Source organism: Spiroplasma endosymbiont of Lasioglossum villosulum (assembly GCF_964020195.1).
In the GTDB taxonomy this organism is placed as follows: Bacteria; Bacillota_I; Bacilli_A; order Mycoplasmatales; family VBWQ01; genus Spiroplasma_E; species Spiroplasma_E ixodetis_A.
The window spans coordinates 161,515-179,573 of record NZ_OZ026539.1 but is presented as its reverse complement, the minus strand read 5'-3'; the positions used below and the strand labels follow the sequence as shown (position 1 = coordinate 179,573).

General features: G+C 22.7%; 28 protein-coding genes. 9 read left to right on the top strand and 19 right to left on the bottom strand.

Annotated elements, in window-relative coordinates; translation table 4 throughout:
* Positions 1-32 precede the first annotated feature (32 nt).
* From AACK81_RS01065 to AACK81_RS00975, 19 genes are all read right to left on the bottom strand, one after another.
* Positions 33-1,994 carry a hypothetical protein gene (locus AACK81_RS01065; RefSeq protein ID WP_338961820.1) on the bottom strand — a complete coding sequence of 654 codons (1,962 nt, stop codon included), beginning with the start codon at positions 1,992-1,994 and terminating at the stop codon, positions 33-35.
* Between the two features lie 3 nt (positions 1,995-1,997).
* Complete coding sequence (locus AACK81_RS01060) at positions 1,998-2,132, bottom strand: hypothetical protein (RefSeq protein ID WP_338961818.1); 135 nt, start codon at positions 2,130-2,132, stop codon at positions 1,998-2,000.
* A 231-nt stretch (positions 2,133-2,363) separates the two neighbouring features.
* A complete protein-coding gene (locus AACK81_RS01055; RefSeq protein WP_338961817.1) occupies positions 2,364-3,695 on the bottom strand; it encodes a hypothetical protein in 1,332 nt (443 codons plus the stop codon).
* A 14-nt stretch (positions 3,696-3,709) separates the two neighbouring features.
* Positions 3,710-4,891 carry a hypothetical protein gene (locus AACK81_RS01050; protein ID WP_338961816.1) on the bottom strand — a complete coding sequence of 394 codons (1,182 nt, stop codon included), beginning with the start codon at positions 4,889-4,891 and terminating at the stop codon, positions 3,710-3,712.
* A gap of 18 nt (positions 4,892-4,909) precedes the next feature.
* On the bottom strand, positions 4,910-5,284 hold the full coding sequence (locus AACK81_RS01045) for a hypothetical protein (protein WP_338961252.1): 375 nt from the start codon (positions 5,282-5,284) through the stop codon (positions 4,910-4,912).
* A 15-nt stretch (positions 5,285-5,299) separates the two neighbouring features.
* Positions 5,300-5,488 carry a hypothetical protein gene (locus AACK81_RS01040; RefSeq protein ID WP_174480113.1) on the bottom strand — a complete coding sequence of 63 codons (189 nt, stop codon included), beginning with the start codon at positions 5,486-5,488 and terminating at the stop codon, positions 5,300-5,302.
* A gap of 33 nt (positions 5,489-5,521) precedes the next feature.
* Complete coding sequence (locus AACK81_RS01035; RefSeq protein ID WP_338961250.1) at positions 5,522-5,680, bottom strand: hypothetical protein; 159 nt, start codon at positions 5,678-5,680, stop codon at positions 5,522-5,524.
* Positions 5,681-5,696: 16 nt separating this feature from the next.
* Positions 5,697-6,521: a hypothetical protein gene (locus AACK81_RS01030; protein WP_338961814.1), complete on the bottom strand. Its 825-nt coding sequence runs from the start codon at positions 6,519-6,521 to the stop codon at positions 5,697-5,699.
* Complete coding sequence (locus AACK81_RS01025) at positions 6,521-6,706, bottom strand: hypothetical protein (RefSeq protein WP_338961813.1); 186 nt, start codon at positions 6,704-6,706, stop codon at positions 6,521-6,523. The genes AACK81_RS01030 and AACK81_RS01025 overlap by 1 nt, the downstream gene beginning before the upstream one ends.
* 131 nt (positions 6,707-6,837) lie before the next feature.
* Positions 6,838-7,074 carry a hypothetical protein gene (locus tag AACK81_RS01020; RefSeq protein ID WP_174480108.1) on the bottom strand — a complete coding sequence of 79 codons (237 nt, stop codon included), beginning with the start codon at positions 7,072-7,074 and terminating at the stop codon, positions 6,838-6,840.
* Positions 7,074-7,211, bottom strand: coding sequence for a hypothetical protein (locus AACK81_RS01015; RefSeq protein WP_338961811.1), 138 nt, complete (start codon positions 7,209-7,211; stop codon positions 7,074-7,076). Before AACK81_RS01015 ends, AACK81_RS01020 begins: the two co-directional genes overlap by 1 nt.
* Positions 7,204-7,347 (bottom strand): hypothetical protein, encoded by a 144-nt coding sequence (locus AACK81_RS01010; RefSeq protein WP_338961243.1) that lies wholly within the window; start codon positions 7,345-7,347, stop codon positions 7,204-7,206. The genes AACK81_RS01015 and AACK81_RS01010 overlap by 8 nt, the downstream gene beginning before the upstream one ends.
* A 1-nt stretch (position 7,348) precedes the next feature.
* On the bottom strand, positions 7,349-7,507 hold the full coding sequence (locus tag AACK81_RS01005) for a hypothetical protein (RefSeq protein ID WP_338961242.1): 159 nt from the start codon (positions 7,505-7,507) through the stop codon (positions 7,349-7,351).
* A gap of 3 nt (positions 7,508-7,510) precedes the next feature.
* The gene (locus AACK81_RS01000) at positions 7,511-7,804 is read right to left on the bottom strand and encodes a hypothetical protein (protein ID WP_338961240.1); all 294 of its coding nucleotides are present in this window, start codon (positions 7,802-7,804) and stop codon (positions 7,511-7,513) included.
* The gene (locus tag AACK81_RS00995) at positions 7,794-8,162 is read right to left on the bottom strand and encodes a hypothetical protein (protein WP_338961810.1); all 369 of its coding nucleotides are present in this window, start codon (positions 8,160-8,162) and stop codon (positions 7,794-7,796) included. The genes AACK81_RS01000 and AACK81_RS00995 overlap by 11 nt, the downstream gene beginning before the upstream one ends.
* A gap of 72 nt (positions 8,163-8,234) precedes the next feature.
* Complete coding sequence (locus AACK81_RS00990) at positions 8,235-8,390, bottom strand: hypothetical protein (RefSeq protein ID WP_338957292.1); 156 nt, start codon at positions 8,388-8,390, stop codon at positions 8,235-8,237.
* Positions 8,383-8,553 (bottom strand): hypothetical protein, encoded by a 171-nt coding sequence (locus AACK81_RS00985; RefSeq protein ID WP_338961236.1) that lies wholly within the window; start codon positions 8,551-8,553, stop codon positions 8,383-8,385. Before AACK81_RS00985 ends, AACK81_RS00990 begins: the two co-directional genes overlap by 8 nt.
* A 316-nt stretch (positions 8,554-8,869) precedes the next feature.
* Positions 8,870-9,043 (bottom strand): hypothetical protein, encoded by a 174-nt coding sequence (locus tag AACK81_RS00980; RefSeq protein ID WP_338961809.1) that lies wholly within the window; start codon positions 9,041-9,043, stop codon positions 8,870-8,872.
* Between the two features lie 845 nt (positions 9,044-9,888).
* Positions 9,889-10,725 (bottom strand): hypothetical protein, encoded by an 837-nt coding sequence (locus AACK81_RS00975; protein ID WP_338961807.1) that lies wholly within the window; start codon positions 10,723-10,725, stop codon positions 9,889-9,891.
* Positions 10,726-11,371: 646 nt separating this feature from the next.
* Between AACK81_RS00975 and AACK81_RS00970 the strand changes: the two genes are divergently transcribed.
* From AACK81_RS00970 to AACK81_RS00930, 9 genes are all read left to right on the top strand, one after another.
* A complete protein-coding gene (locus AACK81_RS00970; protein WP_338961805.1) occupies positions 11,372-12,385 on the top strand; it encodes a fructose-bisphosphatase class II in 1,014 nt (337 codons plus the stop codon).
* 21 nt (positions 12,386-12,406) lie between these two features.
* Positions 12,407-12,976, top strand: coding sequence for a GNAT family protein (locus AACK81_RS00965; protein WP_338961803.1), 570 nt, complete (start codon positions 12,407-12,409; stop codon positions 12,974-12,976).
* 113 nt (positions 12,977-13,089) lie between these two features.
* Entirely contained in the window at positions 13,090-13,263 is a 174-nt protein-coding gene (locus AACK81_RS00960; protein ID WP_338961801.1) for a DNA cytosine methyltransferase, read from the top strand.
* A complete protein-coding gene (gene dcm / locus AACK81_RS00955) occupies positions 13,254-13,679 on the top strand; it encodes a DNA (cytosine-5-)-methyltransferase (RefSeq protein ID WP_338963005.1) in 426 nt (141 codons plus the stop codon). Before AACK81_RS00960 ends, dcm begins: the two co-directional genes overlap by 10 nt.
* Positions 13,680-13,765: 86 nt before the next feature.
* Positions 13,766-14,716: an IS30 family transposase gene (locus tag AACK81_RS00950; protein WP_338960236.1), complete on the top strand. Its 951-nt coding sequence runs from the start codon at positions 13,766-13,768 to the stop codon at positions 14,714-14,716.
* Between the two features lie 57 nt (positions 14,717-14,773).
* On the top strand, positions 14,774-15,496 hold the full coding sequence (locus AACK81_RS00945) for a DNA cytosine methyltransferase (protein WP_338961799.1): 723 nt from the start codon (positions 14,774-14,776) through the stop codon (positions 15,494-15,496).
* 27 nt (positions 15,497-15,523) lie between these two features.
* Entirely contained in the window at positions 15,524-15,901 is a 378-nt protein-coding gene (locus AACK81_RS00940; RefSeq protein WP_338961797.1) for an ATP-binding protein, read from the top strand.
* A 15-nt stretch (positions 15,902-15,916) separates the two neighbouring features.
* Positions 15,917-17,173, top strand: coding sequence for a hypothetical protein (locus AACK81_RS00935; protein ID WP_338961796.1), 1,257 nt, complete (start codon positions 15,917-15,919; stop codon positions 17,171-17,173).
* 34 nt (positions 17,174-17,207) lie between these two features.
* On the top strand, positions 17,208-18,056 hold the full coding sequence (locus AACK81_RS00930) for a hypothetical protein (RefSeq protein WP_338961795.1): 849 nt from the start codon (positions 17,208-17,210) through the stop codon (positions 18,054-18,056).
* Positions 18,057-18,059 lie beyond the last annotated feature (3 nt).

The following is an 18,059-nucleotide window of genomic DNA, read 5'->3' as shown; positions in this document are numbered from 1 at the left end:
AATCAATTTTGCATGTTGAACTGATAAAATTACTATATTAGCACTATTATTAAAGGTTTGTATTTGTACACCAGCAATTTTTTATCAGTTATAATAAATTCTTGAATAGTATAAACTGGATTATATATACTTCAAGAATAATAAACTCTATAATGTTTATTCTCTTGAAAATCATAAGTAATTTGTCAATTATCTCATTTATTTTTTTCTCTTGTTCCTACTTCTTTTCAATTTGAACTACTTGGACTTGGTTGTGGTTGTTTTTCTAATATTTCATTAATTGCTTGTAATAATTTTTTATTTTGAGTTTTTAATAATTTATATTCATTATTTTCTAATAAATCCTTACAAAGTAATGAATTTTCTTCATCATTTAGTAAAATTTCATTTGTTTCAGTATTATATTTAAAATAATCATTTGAAAACTTTTTATCTTTTATTTTTTCTTTTAACTCATTAATAGCACCAACAATAGTTTTATCAGTAGTTTCTAAATTAGGAATTTCTTGACCAATAGCATTCATAGAAAAAGCAATTGGAAATAATGCTTTTGTATCTTCTAATTTTTTATCAACTTCTGGTTTTGTATAATAATTAGTTGGGTCAATTCCACCACCAGTAGCACTAATTTTATTATTTTCATCAATATTTATATTAGTACCAGCAAGGAATTTATTTTGTTTTTTATCTAATAAATTATTAGTTTCTAGTTTTGTATAATAATCACGTTCAGTACCTTCTTCCGATATAAATTCAGTTGGTGTTCCAGTTCCTTGATATTGATATATTTTAGAAATAAATCCTGAATAATATGTTCCGGGTGTAGCACTAGCGCGAATTTTATAATTACTGCAAGTTAAATATAATCTAATATTATTAGTTTTATCTGAATAAAAAGTATCTAATAGAGTATATGATTTTATTGCATATTCTTCATTTAATTTAAATATAGATTTTCTAGTATATTTATATTTATAAATATCACTCTCATAAATATAACCTCATGTTACTAATATTTCTTTATTTAAATTATCAGTTGAAAGTTCATTAGATATCTCTTTTCATAATGGACTAGTTTCAATATTAAATCAGTTATTTTTAATATCATCAATATTTTGTTTATTAATCTCAATTTTATTTTCTATTGATTTGATATTATTATCAACTTTAGTTTCTAATAATTTAATATTATTTTCATTTGTAGTAATTCGTTTTTGTTGTTTAGCAGAAAAATCACAAGTTGGTGCATGTGTATAATCACCAATTTGTGGATTATTTTGTAATGCTTCGGATGGTAATGTACCAATTTCATCAGGTCAATCTAAAATCATTGTTTCAGTTTCTTTATCATAATCAGTTGCAACATAACCTTTATTAATAAATTTACTAACAGGACCTCTATATATTTCATTTTCATTATCATCAACTAAATCATCATATAATTTAATTTGTTTTGATAATGTAAATTCTTTTTGTTGTTCGATTAATTCATCAACTTGATTTCTAGTATAAAATGCTTTTAAATCAATTTTTTCAACATCTATTTCATCATCATTATAATTTGATAATATTTGTTTTAATTCTGTTAGTCTTGCCCATATTTTCATTGTCCTTGGTGCTAAATCTCAAACATTAATTGTAGGAATACTATTTGCACTAAATTGACTACCATTATTAAACTGAATAGTAGCATCAACATTAAATTCAATTGGTGTACGATTAAATACTCAATGTTCAGCGGTTACATAAACCATATCTCTTAATGTTTCTTTAATTAATTCATCTTTAAAACTATCAAAAGGAAATTTAGATAAAATAAAACCAAGATAAGCATTAATATCATTTTGAGCACGAATAGCAAAAGTTTTAAATCAATCATTAACATTTGGTCATGTTTGTATATATTGCTGTGGTGTTTCTGTAATTTTTCCAGTTAATGGATATCAGTTATTATAATTTTCTAGACTGACACCAGTTCAAAGTTTATTAATCATAATTTATCATTCCTTAAAAAATGCTTTTTTATAATCTTTAGTTTTTGTTTTAGTTTTTCTATGTGATATATGAATAATTTCTTTTTGTAATTTTTTCTTACCTTTTTCTACAACTTGACTATATGCAAAATTTTCCAAATGATGTAATAATCCAGTACCAAATAAAGTATTAACTGAAAACTTTAAACCAACATTTTTAAATGATTTGTTAATATTTTCAATAGGATTATTAATAACATTTATTACTTTATGATAAGTTCTAATAGTTCTAAATATTTCTCTATATACTTTAAAACTATCTCTAATTATTTGTTGAATAACTGGCGGAGCAAATGCTATTGCTTTTAATCATTTATTACGATTAACACCCTAACCAATGTATCAACCACTATATCAACGATATCAATGAAATGGATGTATTTGAGTAACAAAAGTTTTTGCTTTAAGAATACTATCAACAACTGTAATTGGTTTATACTTAGGATTACGATGATAAATAGTAATTGCACATTTATCTAATGACAAAGGTTGAATTTTACAACCCATAAATACTGGTGAATTTAATGGAATTAATTGTGCGTGTTTAATTGCTCTTTTTTCTGCACTAGTAAATAAATCAGTTGCTTTTTCTTTTAATTTCTGAATTTTTTCAAATGCTTGTTTTTCTAACTCTTCAAGTTTTTCTTGTAATTTATATATACTTTCTCGTATTTTTTCAAAATATGGTGTATCTTTTCAAAATTTATTTAAACCTTTTTTTAAATAAAATCTAATATCAAAATATTTAAAAGTTTGATTTGTTTTTAAAACAAGTTGATGAATAACATTATTTTTAAAATTAAATTTAATAGCATTAGCACGAATTTTTTGTAAATCTAAAATTAAAGTTTTTCCATATCTATTTTCTGTATGTATTGTATGAACTAAATTTAATCAATCATGTTGATTCATTTTTAATACTTCTTTTAAATCAGTATTAAATTTTTTTAAAAAGTTATTTGCTTTTTCAATATCTTTAATTTTAAATTTAGGAGTTAATTGTGGACTTAGTTTTATTAATGTATTTTGTAATAATAAGTAATCTTTTAACTCTTGTGCTTCTAATTTTTGAAAATTATTTTTATATTGTCTTTCAGCAACATAACCTAAATCTCGTAATACTGTTTCACGATTAGGAGTAAAACTATAATTCATTAAATAACGTTTATTACCAATAATTTTATCTGTTAAAATTTCTTTTCCACTTACTTGACTAATAATTTCTTGTAAATTTTTTGCTTCTTTAATTCCCACTTGTTCTAATGTTTTAGTTTTTTGTGCTAGTTTAATAAATTTACTTGTACGATAACCACGACTAATTTTATTAAGTCCAGCAAATGCAGGAAGTATATTAAAGAAAGTATTTAATTTTGTTACATTTCCTTTTAAATAATCATAAACTTGATTAATAGTAAAATCAGTTAAAAACTCTACACCAACAGCACTAATACTAGCAACTAAATCACTTGCACCTAATCCAAGTGCAAAACTTTCACTTAATCCACCAGTAAAAGGAGCAAGTGCTACTGCTATAACTTGTGCACCAATCATTTCTAAAATTTCTCATCAAAAACTTTTGTTTTCTTGTTGGTTACTTGTTCTAGTATGTTTTGGTTTATTTATGTTTAAAAGTATTGCTGTACTAGTTGTACCGATTGGCATGATATTAATTTCCTTTATTTAAGAGTTATTTTAATTGGATTTGTTGAACCTTTATAATTTAAATCATTAACATTTGAAGAAATAACTATGTATAAGTCACCCGCTTTTTGTTTTTGATTACTTACATTAGTTTTTCCTTGTGCATCACTAAAATATTTAATAGTTGGATTTGTTAAATTAGGATTTAATGATTTAAGTTCATTAGTACCTTTTATTTGTGTATTTAATTCACTATTATTGTTATTAACATTTGCAGTAATATCAGTTGTTAAACTTGTAATTTTAGTTTTTAAATCATTTTTATCATTATTAACAATTGCACATAACATTCAGCGTGAAGTTGTTTCTTCATCTGTTATATAGGGTATTGATTCATCAGTTACTTCTCCACCAACTAAATATCTTCTTCCAACTTTACCATCAGCAATATCTTGAACATATACAACTGTATTTTGTAACATATATCTTTTCATTGCTCTTGGTGTTGCTAAAACAAAAGACATAATTTTAGTTTCATTATTATCAGTAAATGTCATATAATCATCCATTACAATTTGAGATAGTACACCTTTGATGTATAAATCATTTCCATTTAATCTTAATTGTTGAGCAATTTGATTATCAGTAATTAGACCTTTATTATTGGCTAAATAAACAATAGTATCATAAAGATTATTAGTAATAAAAAAACGACAATTATTACTATTTCTTAGTTGAAATAAAGTATTTCAAGCATCTAACATTGATTTTAAATATCCTAATGGTGTTTTATCAGTAATTTCTATTTTAGTTGCATATTTTGCAATTACATTTGTATCATTATTTGCTAAATAATCTGCTAAGTCATTAGCAACTTCATATTGCATTATATTTAATAAATTTTGTCCATTTTCAGCATTTAAATCAACATTAGCAATTATTTCACCCGCAACAGCTTCTTCTTTAATTTCTTTTAAAATTTTAACAGTTTCAGCATAACTAACATCTAATCCTTTGCTTTTATCATTTCATTTTAATACTTTAATTTCTGAATTTTTTGGTTTTTTAACTATAAATTCAATTTTTGTTGAATTAACCATTTCGATAGGAAAAAAACTTGCTCATGGTGAATTTGATTGTTTATAAAATTCTATAAACTCTGGTGCTTCTACTAATTTTTCGGTATTATCTAAATTTTTATTGAATTGTATTGCCATTTTTTGATTTCCTTTCTGTTATAAATTATTATTTTTTTTATAATCCAATAATGTACTTTTTATTGAATTTTGTTGATTTGTTATTATTGTTTGTTGTTTACCACCTGTATTAATTATTTCTTTAAATACTGGTTGTTCTTTAATAATTTTTTTAATAGTTTCTTCAATTTTTGAATTTTCTAAATTATTAGTTTTAAATTTTAAAAAATCATAAAATTCAGTTTTAACTTGATATTTTTTAAATATATTAATTATTTCTTTTTCTTTAATTTCTTGATTAAGTTTATTTAACTTATTTTTTGCTTCATTAACTTTATTTTCTATTTCTTGTTGAGCATTATTTTCAGTTAAAGGTTCAGTTGTTTGTTGAACATTATCTTCATTTTCTAACATTTACATCACCCTTTATTATTTATTTTCTTTATTAATTTTTTCATTTAATTTTGCTAATTTTTTTTGATGTTTTATAATTTTGTTATTTGCTCTAACATGTTTTGGAGTTGTGATAAATCTTTTTAATAAAACAATAATTTCTCTACAAATTAATGTTCCAACACTTGTTCCAATAATTATTAATTCATGTAAAAATTCTTTCATCTGAATATTTTCCTTTCAATTGTTTATTTTTAATTATTCATCAAATTGACCAGCATTAATTCTTTCAATCATTGATTGTGAATTACTTATAATTTCTACTAATACAGATATTTCTTTATTGAATTCTTCTATTCTTTCTTTATATGTTTTTATTTCCTGATTATAATATTCAATTATTTTTTCTTTATTCATAAATTATTCACCTCCTTTATAAACTCATGTGATTATAATCTCAATTTAATGAAGCATTATCATTATTTAATGGTACTTCGCTTATATTATCACTACCATATTGACTAGTTGTTTCACTATTAATAGTAAATCTATTGTCATTAATTAATCTTGCAGTTTCATCATGAAATGATGTTTCTTGCATTTCTTCATTATGATGTGTAATTTCCATAGGTAATAAATTATGAATAATTTCAGAAGCACCAGCAACAATAGTTGGAACTGCATAAGCATTATTAAAATCATTATTAATACCCATAGCAACACCACTTGATATTAAACAACCACCAGTAGCCATATTACAAATCTTTCTTATTGTTTCAAATTTATTAGGTATTAATTCAGTTAATCCACTAATAAGATTTGAAATACCATAAGCATTTAAACTAATATATGTATCTCAATCCATTAATGACTGATTTTCTTGTTTATTTAATAGTAATCATGGAGGACCTTCTGTTGTAGTTGTAGTAGTTATTGGAGTTGGTGTTGTTGGAATAATAGGATTAATATTATTTTCTGTTGATTTACTATAATTTGCTAAACCAATTGTTCCTAAACCTAGTAATATTTTTTTACTACTATTAATTAATTTAGTTTTAGTATTTGGTCTTTGATTTAAATTTCATATATCTAAACCTAATTTTTTACCAAATAATAAACTATTAATTGAACCTAATACTGGATTTGCAATTACTTGACCATAATAAGCACTTGTACCAATCATTGCACAAATTGGACTTATTCCAGTTCTAATTAATTTAGTTAAAGTATAATTTGATTGTGTATTTTCATTTGGCATTATTTAACTTCTCCGTTCATATTCAATAATTTTTCTAAAACATAATGATTTTTATCAAATTCTTTAATAAGTCATTTTTTTGTTTCTGACGGATTTTTAGTAACAAGAATTAATCTTTCTATCATATAAATTAATTCTTGTTTATCTGTTCTATCAAAAATTACTTTTAAAATTTCATCTAACATAATTTATTCTCCTTTGTTTGTTTTTATCAGTTCTCTTATAACTTCCAATAAGGAATCTACTACATAAGAATTTAATTCAAATTCATAATTTCTAATTTTAATTTTTTCCTTATGCATTTGTTTATGCTCCTTTAATTTTCTAATTTTTTAATTGTTACTTTAATTCAACCTTGATAAACATCATTATCACCAACTATTAATGCAACATTACTTTCTGGGTCCGAAACAATTATGTGTTTGGATTTAACATTTGGGTATTGTCTTAAAATAATTGCTCTAATATCATTACTTGTATGAATTGCTTTTGGAAATGGTGATAATATTTCAATTTCATCTTTATTTTCAAACAAAGTAGGTAATATTATCATTAGTCAAATTCACCTTTTTTTATTTTTTCAATTAATAAATTTAAAATATTTTTGTCAAAATCAGAGTTTGTATAATTAATTTTTTTAGTTCATTTAATTATATCTTTCATATATTTAAGTAATTTTTCTTTATTCATTATCAAAGTCTCCTAAATTTCCTCAACTTCTTCTATTTCATTTATTAACTGCTTCTAATCAACAACTATTACAGGTATTGGATAAAAAGTTTTCTTTTACTTTATTGCACATAGAACATTTATCTTCATATTTCATATTATTTCTCCTTATTTTCAATTTGATTAGCAATTTCATTTAATATTTTTAATACTTTATATTCATTTTTTAATTCTTTAATAATAAATATTAAAAATATTATTAGTGTTATACTTGTTATTAATATTGGTACTATTAATAAAAATTTTCATAATATCATTTTTTACTCTTTTCATTTTTTAAATCATTTAACATTTATTGAACAAAATGCACGATTTTTAGGAATGTTTAAAGTGTTAAAGATTTGACCAGTTACAATAATTTCATCATTTTTGTTTAATAAAATACAGCGTCTATAAAGTTTTGGGTTATTAAAAATTAAAGTAACGTAGTTTAATCCATTTCATTGACCACGAACACTATAATATAATTCTTTATTACCTTTTTCGTAATATTTTGCTTCAATAGTGTTACTCAGTTTTACTGTTAATTTGACATAATTTGCTTTATCTTTCATTTTTATAATTCCTTAAATAATATTGAATATGTTTATATGCAGCTTGTTCATGTTTTGTAAATTTTATATTTCCTTTATAATTTTCTATTTTAGTTTTATTTTTTGGTTCGCTTTCTTGAAAATCTCAATTCATAACGTCTTCTACTAATACCATTAATGTACCAATAATTTTAGGTGTTGCTAATGGATTAATTAATAATTGTTTTGAAGTTAAAAAGAAATTTTCTACAATAACTAATATTTTTTTATCAATAAATTTGTTTTTAGTTATTTGAAAATATATTTTATAAAAATCTTTACTTTCTAAAATAGTTATTGTTTTAAATGTTTTATTTAAAACAATAACTATTAGTTTCATTTGAATATATAACGATTCCATTATTACCAATTCCAGCAGGGTCAATTCCAATAATTAAGTCATATTGCATAATTAATCAAATTCACCATTTTGAATTTTTTCTTGTAATTTCATTATTAATTTAAGTTTTCAATTACTAATATTAATTTTAATTTCATCACTAATATCATCTTTAAGTAATTCCATAAATTCATTATCAAGATAATAAATTAATTTTTCTTTATCCATATTTATACCTCCTACTTAACCTAATATTTAAAATACAGTCATAACAAATCGCTTTACTATTTTTATCTCTTAAAAAATATTTTCTTGTTTTTATATCATTAGTATTAAAGAATAAATAATCTAATTTATTTTGTTTACATGTTCAACAAAAATACTTTTTCATTATGAGTTGAAATTTCCTTATAAGAAGTAACTAAATAATTAATTGGTAAATCATCATGTTTATATGGATTATTTATTTTAAAACCTTTTCTGTTTTCTTCTCACGTAATGTTATATTTAAAACAAGGATTAGTAATTTTAGTTTTGTTATCTGTTATTTCACCGATAAATCAACTATTATGCTGTTCATAAAATTTTAATGGTTCAAGTTTTATATCATTAAGATAATATTCTTTTGGAGCAGTTGGTTTATTAACAGTTATTTTTTGGTCTTTAATATATGGTTCTAATAATTTTATTAATTCATTACCACTTAATTATCTTTTAATATTTTCTAAATTAAAAACTCAATATGTGTAACTGTTATCAACAATAAAACAATTATTTTTAATCATTCATTTTGGAAGCGATAATTTATATTCAACATAATCAATAAGAATAGATTGTGGTTTATCTTTAACAATTTGTTCTTTTTTAAATTCTATTTGCATAATAATCCTTTCCTAATATGTTCTGTTGCTTCTAGCATAAAGAACATATATTTTGATTTTTAGATTATTAATAATACTACTATTCGTTTTATTAATTCCAGCAATTCTGGGCTCAAAAATAAATTATGAAATTTTAAAAAAAAATAAAAAATAAAACCAACACTTGCTCACTGGGGAGTGGCAAGGTTGGTTAAATAAAGAATAGAATTAATACAATAGGTCCCTACAACAGGTCTATATATACTAGTTTCCAATTCGCTCCCACCCCAAGAATTACCATTTAATGGTTAGTATATTTTATTAGGTATCACTCCACTTATTATTTATCCATGCAAGTCCACATGCTCTAGCTACTATTTTTAACAACTGTGTTGTAGTTCACTTTTTTAGTTCCCTAACACGTGTTGATAATAGCGTTAAAGAGGTTTATTAAAAATTTTAAAATTTTACAATTACAAAAAAAAGACAAGATTTTTATTCTCGTCTTTTGTCATTTATTTTTAATTTAAGGGTTTAAAAAAGAAAGGAGCTATTTTTAAAACTTTTTAGTTATCGACATCTTCGACACGCTCCCAATAATTTCTGATCATAATGGTGTAAATGATGAAATTTGCTTTTCGGTAAATCATGGAATTTGTTGTTCTGTAAATGATGAAATTTGCTTTTCGGTAAATCATGGAATTTGTTCTTTAGTAAAACATTGTATTTGTTCTTTTGTTAATGCTTTAATTTGTTGTTCTGTGAATGCTGATATTTGTCATTATGTAAATGTTTGGATTTGTTTTTGTGCAAAGTGTGAAATTTGTCATTCTGTAAATGACTCAATTTGTCATTCTATTAATGCTTTAATTTGTTTTTCTGTAAATCATGGAATTTGTTGTTGTGAATGCTGGTATTTGTCATTCTGTAAATCATGGAGTTTGTTGTTTGCTAATTTCTTTAATTTGTCATTTTCTAAATTCTGGTATTTGTGTTGTTGTATTGAATGCTTTGATTTGTTTTTTTCTAAAGTATGGAATTTGTATTTTTGTAAAAAATGGAATTTGCTTTATTGTAAATCAGGTAATCTGTGTTGAGGTAAATGTTTCAATTTGTTGTTTGCTAAAGTATGGAATTTGTATTGTTGCATTGAATGCTCGAATTTCTTTTTTAGTTAATTTTAAAATATTTAAAATATCATTTCCATTAATTGTGATTGGTGTAGGAACAAAATCTTTTGCTTTATCATTGTCTTTTCTTTCAAATATTATTGGTTTTCTTTTTTTTAAACTTTTTTCTTCAATATTTCTTTTGTCTGTTTCAGAAGTCCCTGACTCTTTATTTGAATCTTTACTATTTTTTCTTATAATTTTTCTAGAATTTTTCCTTGTTTTTTTTATCTTTCCTTTATTATCGTTTTTGGTAATCATTGTTTTATTTTTTAATTTAATATTTGTTTTTCCTTTTCCTCCTCTTTTTCCTTTTGCTCTCTTATTTCTATTGAGTAAAATTAATCCTTTTGTTCTTGTTTCTAGTTCTATTTGATTGTATATTAAATTTTTTATTGATGTTATGTCAAATGTATTGTTAGAATCTATTTCATTATCAATTGACATAGTATTAGTACATTGCACTTTATTGTTAAAAAATGGTCCGATTAATATTCATAATTTAAATCAATAATTTGGATTAAAATATTTCATAATTTTTGCTCTCCTTTGAAAGTAAATAATTTTTATTTACTTTCAAAATAAAACAATTTTTAAATTTTATTATTTTAAAATAAAAATATGATTGAATTAGTTCTCTTTTGTTATTAGATTATCAATTTAAGAAAACTTGAAATAGCGTTGTCAAGAAAGATGGACATTCAAAGTGAAATTTTATTAAGTTTTATAAATAATATTTGTAAATGTTAAATTGATAGCTATCAAGTTATTATTTAGTTTGCAATGAGTTTAATGTTGATTAATTTTTTAAAATATATTGCTGTTTATAATCATATTAGTACTTAATATACTAGTTAAAATTAGTATTACTAAATACTTAATTCTTTTTTATTTTCTTACTAGATTTAATCTATTTAATCTATTTAATCTGTCAAAATCTTTATTTTAAATTATAAAACTTTAAAATAATTTTTCATGAAATAACTTTTGGAAATTATTAAAGTTTTTCATATTTTTTAGGGAGTGTTTTTTAAATTCAAAATTTTATGCATAAATTTTTTGTAAAACTAAGTATCAATAACGTTAATATTTAAAAGTAATAAAAAAGAGATTTAATAATTAAGTTTTTTGTTAAAAATTATCATATAATTAACAATGAACATTTATTATGGAGAAAAATATGAATAAGGATATGTATTTAATTAGAGCAGTAGAAATGGCAACAATTGCTGCTTATAAATTTATTGGTCGTAAAGATAAGAACGCTGTTGACTTTGCTGCTGTTGAAGCAATGACAATTATGTTAGATAATGTCCCTATTAAATGTCGTATTATCGTTGGTGAAGGTGAGTTAGATCAAGCCCCAATGTTATTTGTTAATCAAGAACTAGGAAAAGGAAAAACTTTAACTTATGATTTAGCAGTTGATCCAGTAGAAGGTACTTATCCTGCTGCTTATAATATTGCTGGTAGTATTGCTTGTTTAGCAGCAGCAACACCCAATACTATTTTAAAGTTACCAGAAATGTATATGGAAAAATTATTTGTTGGACCCGATTTACAAGATGCTATTAACAATGAAGATGATTTTATTACTAATATTAAAACTATGCAAAAAATGAAAAAACATAATGACTTAATTGGTATTATTTTAGATAAACCAAGACATCAAAAAATAATTGAAGAGTTGCATGATTTAGGTATTATTGTTCGTTTAATTGGTGATGGTGATGTGCTTGCTGCTATTGATGTTATTAACAAGGAAGCAGATTTTCTTTATGGTATTGGTGGTGCTCCTGAAGGGGCATTAATGGCAGCATTAGCATTAAGTGCTGGTGGCAATATTAAAACTAAGTTAATTTCCTATCAAACAATATGATCTACTGATAAAGATACTAAGATTCGTGTTAATATTGAAGATATTGCTATTAAAAAATATAAATTATCATATAATAAATATTATTTTGCTAAAGATTTAGTAAAAGATGAAAATGTCCGTTTTGTTGCTACAGGCTTAACAGTTGGTGGAAGTTTAAAAGTAATTAAATATTATTATGGTACATATTATTTAAATACTTTTTTTGTATCACATGGTGTTGTTAGAAATATGGAAGTTACTTATAGTGTTAGTCAGGTTAATAAACTATTGCCAAGTGTTGAAAAAATTATGAAAATATATAATAAATATGTTTAAAAATATTTAAAGGAGAAAATTATGAATGATATTGATCGTTTACCTGCCATCCCAGTTTTAGAAAGTCAACGTTTAAAACTACGTCCTATTACTTTAAATGATGCACAAGAATTATTTAATTATGCGAAAAATAAAAATATGACAAAATATGTACCGTGAAAAGCTCATAAAAGTATTAATGATAGTATTGGTTTTATTAATTCTTTATTACAAGAATATAAACAATTAAGTTCTTTAATGTGAGCAGTGCAATTAAAAGATGATAAAACTAATACGATGATTGGTACTTGTGGCTTTATTAGATATTTTGCTCACACTAAATGTTTGGAAATAGGTTATGCTTTTAATCCAAAAGAATGGGGTAAAGGTTATGCCAAAGAGGCATTGTTAACTGCTATTAAGTACGGATTTGAAAATACTGATAGTATTAGAATTGAAGGCAGTTGTGTTAAAGAGAACATTGCTTCAGCGAAAACGATGGAAAGTGTTGGTATGAAGTTTGAAGGAATTTCCCGTAGTAATTTTATTAAAGATGGTAAAGTTAGTGATTGTAAAATATTTAGTATTATTCGTAGTCAGTATTTTAAATAATATTTTAATATTATTTAAAGAGTAACTTTATAGAGTTTTTTTGTTAAAATAATTACAATTATTAATTTGTTATATTATTTAAAACAATATAAAATTCTTAGTAGGTGGAAATTATGAAAACTATAAAATTTATAGATTTATTTTCTGGCATTGGTGCATTTCATATTTCTATAAAGGATTTGTTTAAAGATAGTCAATGTGTAGCAGCAGTTGATAATAATAAACATGCAGAAATTCATATAAACATAATTTTTTTAATAATTCAGAAAATGAATCAATTTTTTTAAATGATATTGAAAGTGAACAAGTAATAGAAAAACTTACAAATAAGGATATTAGTTATAATTTTTTATGTGCTGGTTTTCCATGTCAACCCTTTTCAAAAGCGGGCTCTCAAACAGGCCTTAAGCATAAAGAAGGAAAATTATTTAAAAAAATTATAGAAATAATTAAAAAATATAATCAAAATCATTATAATAATGAAATAAAAATAGTTCTTTTAGAAAATGTGGCATATTTAGCTAAACATAATAATAGTGATACATGAACTACTATGAAAAAATCCTTAAAGGATTTGGGATATATTTTTTTTGATGAAAAAGATAAAGAACTAATATTAAATCCATTAAATATAGGAATACCTCAAAATAGACAGAGATTATTTTTAATGGCATTTCATGATTCTGCTGAGTTATACTTGTAAGTGCAAGTAAATAAAATTGCAAAAAATTCTCATATAAAAATTTCATAATGCTAAATTTAGTTTAGAAAAAAGTAAGGAGTTTTTATATGAGTTATAAACATCTTGGCATAGATGAAAGGATTTATATTGAGAATCAATTGAAATTTAAATTTAAAATTAGTGAAATAGCTAAAAATCTTAATCGAAGTATTAGTACTATTATTCGAGAAATTAATAGAAATAAAGATAATAATCATTATTTTTCATTAATTGCACAAAATAAAGCTGAAAATCGAAAACAATCACATATTAGTTTTCATAAGTTTAAAAATAAGAATTTAGTAAAATATGTACAACAAAAATTACTATTAGGTTGATCACCTGAACAAATTTATGGCAGAATTAAAAATTTTCATAAAGAGTGAGTTATTAGTTTTAAAACAATTTATACTTGAATTTATTTTGGAATGCTTGATAAAGTTACTAGTAAAAATTTAAGAAGAAAAGGTAAAAAACGAAAATCTAAAGAAAATCGTGGCAAGTTTAATGGTAAATCAATTAAAGAACGAGATATAAATGTTAATGATCGTATAACACTTGGTCATTGAGAAGGAGATACTATAGTATCATCACGAGGTAAAAGCAAATCATGTTTAATAACTTTAGTTGAAAGAGTATCACGATTTACTTTAGCAATATTAGTTAAAAACAGAACTACTAAAGTTATTAATAAAAATGTTAGTTATTATTTATCAATTCTTCCTAAAAACATTGTTAAAACTATTACTTTTGATCGTGGCAAAGAATTTTCAAATTGACAACAACTTGAAAAAAATTTAGATATAAAAATTTATTTTGCCAATCCATATTCACCTTGACAAAGAGGTACTAATGAAAATACTAATGGTTTAATTAGAGAAAAATTTCCTAAAAAATTTATTTTTTCAAAAACTAATAAAAATGAAGTTCATAAATTTATATTGTCTTTAAACCAAAGACCAAGAAAAATACTAAATTATCTTTCACCAATCGAATATTTGGATAGAAAAATAATTTAGTTGCACTTACCTTTACAATTTAGCTCTTATAAAACTTCTAATGAAAATTTTAAAAAATTGTTAAATAATTTATCATTTGATTTATTAAAATTAAAACATAGCAAGTTTTTTGGGGATAATGCATTAAACTATATAGAAAATGTTAATTTAGATTTAAAAGAAAGAACTATGAATATAATTTCTGAATTAGATACAAAAATATTAGATATTTGGCAAGAATTTTGTAATTTAACTAAGATAAAGTTTAAAACGTTGAGATTTCCTATATGATTAGATTTTTTTGAAATTGAAACTAAAATTTCAAATTCAGAAATTAATTCATTTTCAAAGTGAAAATATGAATTTTATGTTAAAAATCAAAAATTTTATTTTGAACATAAAAACAATATTGATTTATGATGACATAAGAATAAGGATATATTAAAAATAAAGAAAATTTATCAAAAGTTTGAGTGGAATATTGGAGGCAGTGGTCTTGATATTAAAGAATGTATTATTCAATTTAGGCATTCAGGCATTAGAATAAAGAAACCAAATTTTTTTCCTGCGCTTGTTAAAACGAATTGTAAACCAATAATTTGAGATAAAAAAATTAATAATTATAGATTTATAAGTATAAAAGAAGCTTTGCTTTTACAAAGTTTTGATTATAATAATTTTATATTTCCTGAAAATTTTTCAGAAAATGAACCTTTTAAAAGAATAGGAAATTCAATAAATGTAGATATTATAAAAGAAATCATTAATAAGTATAGAATATTAATTGAAAAAGTTATATAAAATTATAAAGGAGTTATTTAAGTAATTATGTTTAAATTTAATGATAAATTACCAGTTGATATAAGACCAACAACTAGTATTTACTCTACCTATTCAAGATTATCTTATACACTCTGGCATGCAATTGCTGAATTTGTTGATAATTCGACAGCAAGTTATTTTGAAAAAGAAAATATTTTAAAACAAGTTGAAAAAGATTATAAGTTAAAAGTCATAATTTTGTATCATAAAGATAATAAAAATAAAGAAAATCATTATTTAAAAATTATTGATAATGCTTATGGTATGGATTTGGAAAATTTTAAAAGAGCATTGCAAATAAATAAACCACCACAAAATAGAAATGGTAGAAATGAATTCGGTATGGGTTTAAAAACAGCTGCATGTTGATTTGGTAAAGAATAAGAATTAGTAAGTACAATGTATAGTAATAAGAGTGAATATTCTGCAATTTTAAATGTGGAAAAATTAGTAAATGAAAATTATGCAGAAATTATTAAAAAACATGTTGATAAAAGCACTCATTATACTATGTTGACTATTAGAAAGTTAAATAAATTTATTGTTACAACAAGACAAGAAAATAAAATAAAGGAACAAATTTCAAGTATATACAGAAGAGATTTAAATTATAAAAATATTGAAATCAAATTTGTAACGTCATACTATGATAAGGATAATGTTTTGATTTATACTGATGGTAAAAATAATTTTAAAAACTTTGAAGATATAGAATCATTAACATATGAATTACCAAAAGTTTTAGTAATTAAGAATAATGTGACGGATTTAGAAGAACGGTTTTATAAAGAATTTAATGAGGAAATTAATTTTAATAACATAAAATATAATCTTTCTGGTTTTATTGCTATTAGTGATAAATTTAGTAGACAAGAATCTGGTTTCTCTTTAATTAGAAGAGGAAGAGTTATTATTGGCGGTCGAGATACTAGTTATAGACCAAAAGATATTTTTGGTGATACTGGCAGTTTTACTTATAGAAGGTTATTTGATGAAATTAATTTAGATAATTGGCCGGTTAGTGAAACAAAAGATGCATTTGATTGAAATGATGGTTTAGAAGATGCCTTTATAAATAAAATAAAAAAAATATCAAGTCACTATAGAAAAACCGCTAAAGAGTATCGTGTGAAAGAAAAATCCTTTAATAATGTTAGTATGCAAAATTTAAATGTTCAAAAAGTAACCAGAACAGATAAACAAATTTTTAATATGTTAAATATTTCTAATAATAAAGTAGAATTTGAAAATTTTAAGAATATTAATTCTTTAAATGAAAATGATATCTTAACTAAGGTTGATATAAAAACAAACTATGAAGATAAAAATAGAATTTTAGATAATTTAATTACTTTAAAGAGTGAAAATGGTAAGAGTATTAATATTAATTTTAAACATGATATATCTATTAATCAAACAGAAAATTGAATAGATATTGTTCAAAATGAAAAAAATAATATTTATAATATTAAAATATATTTAGAACATCCATTTTTTAAACCTTATGTTGGAGAAGAAGATTTTTTATTATTGTTAAAACGGTTTATTATTGCATTAGCTGCTTCAATAATACAGTCAAAGTATATAAATCATTATAAACAAATAGACCCAGTTCAAATTTTTGAAATAATGAATTTATACTTAAAAAATGTATAAATCAATAACTTAATTAATTAAAGGAAATAGGATAATGGAAAATAATTTAGGAACATTTGATTTTATTAATGAAGATATTAAAGAAATTAATATTTCTGGTGAATATGTAAAAAAATTTAAAGAAATATATTATTCCAAAATAAAAGATATGGATGGCATAAATTCTATTTTAAATAATTCAATCAATATACTTTCAAAATGCATTGATAATTTAGGAATTCCAAATTCAAAAACAGGAGTAGTAGTAGGAAAGGTTCAATCTGGAAAAACTTCTAATTTTTTAGGACTATTATCACTTGCATTTGATAATAATTATAATTTGGGAGTTGTTATTGGGGGTAAAGATAAAGATTTATTACTTCAAAATGAAGATAGAATAAAAGAAGTTTTTGAGAGTGATGTAAGTAATAAAAATAAATGTAGAGTTATAACCTCTATAACTTATCCTTCAAATCAGTTGGAAGAATGAATGAAAAATAATACAAATAAAAAATTAATAATAACATGTTTAAAAAATAAAACTCATTTAGAAAAATTATATAAAATTTTTAATAAAAGTAGTTATTTACAAAATCAAAAGATAATGATTATAGATGATGAAGGTGATCAATATAGTTTAAATTCTAATTATAATACTAAAAAAATTGAACCTACAACTTTGTATAAGCAAATAATTAAATTAAAAGAACTATTAATATATCATTCTTATATTTCCATAACAGCAACTCCATATGCTAATTTATTAATTAGTAAATTTAATGACTTATCTCCTTCTTTTATAGTTACAATAAATCCAGGGAAAGGTTATACCGGTTTAGATTTATTTCATGGTGAAGAAAGTAGTAGTAAGTATATAAGAAAGTTACATGAACATGAAACTTAAAAG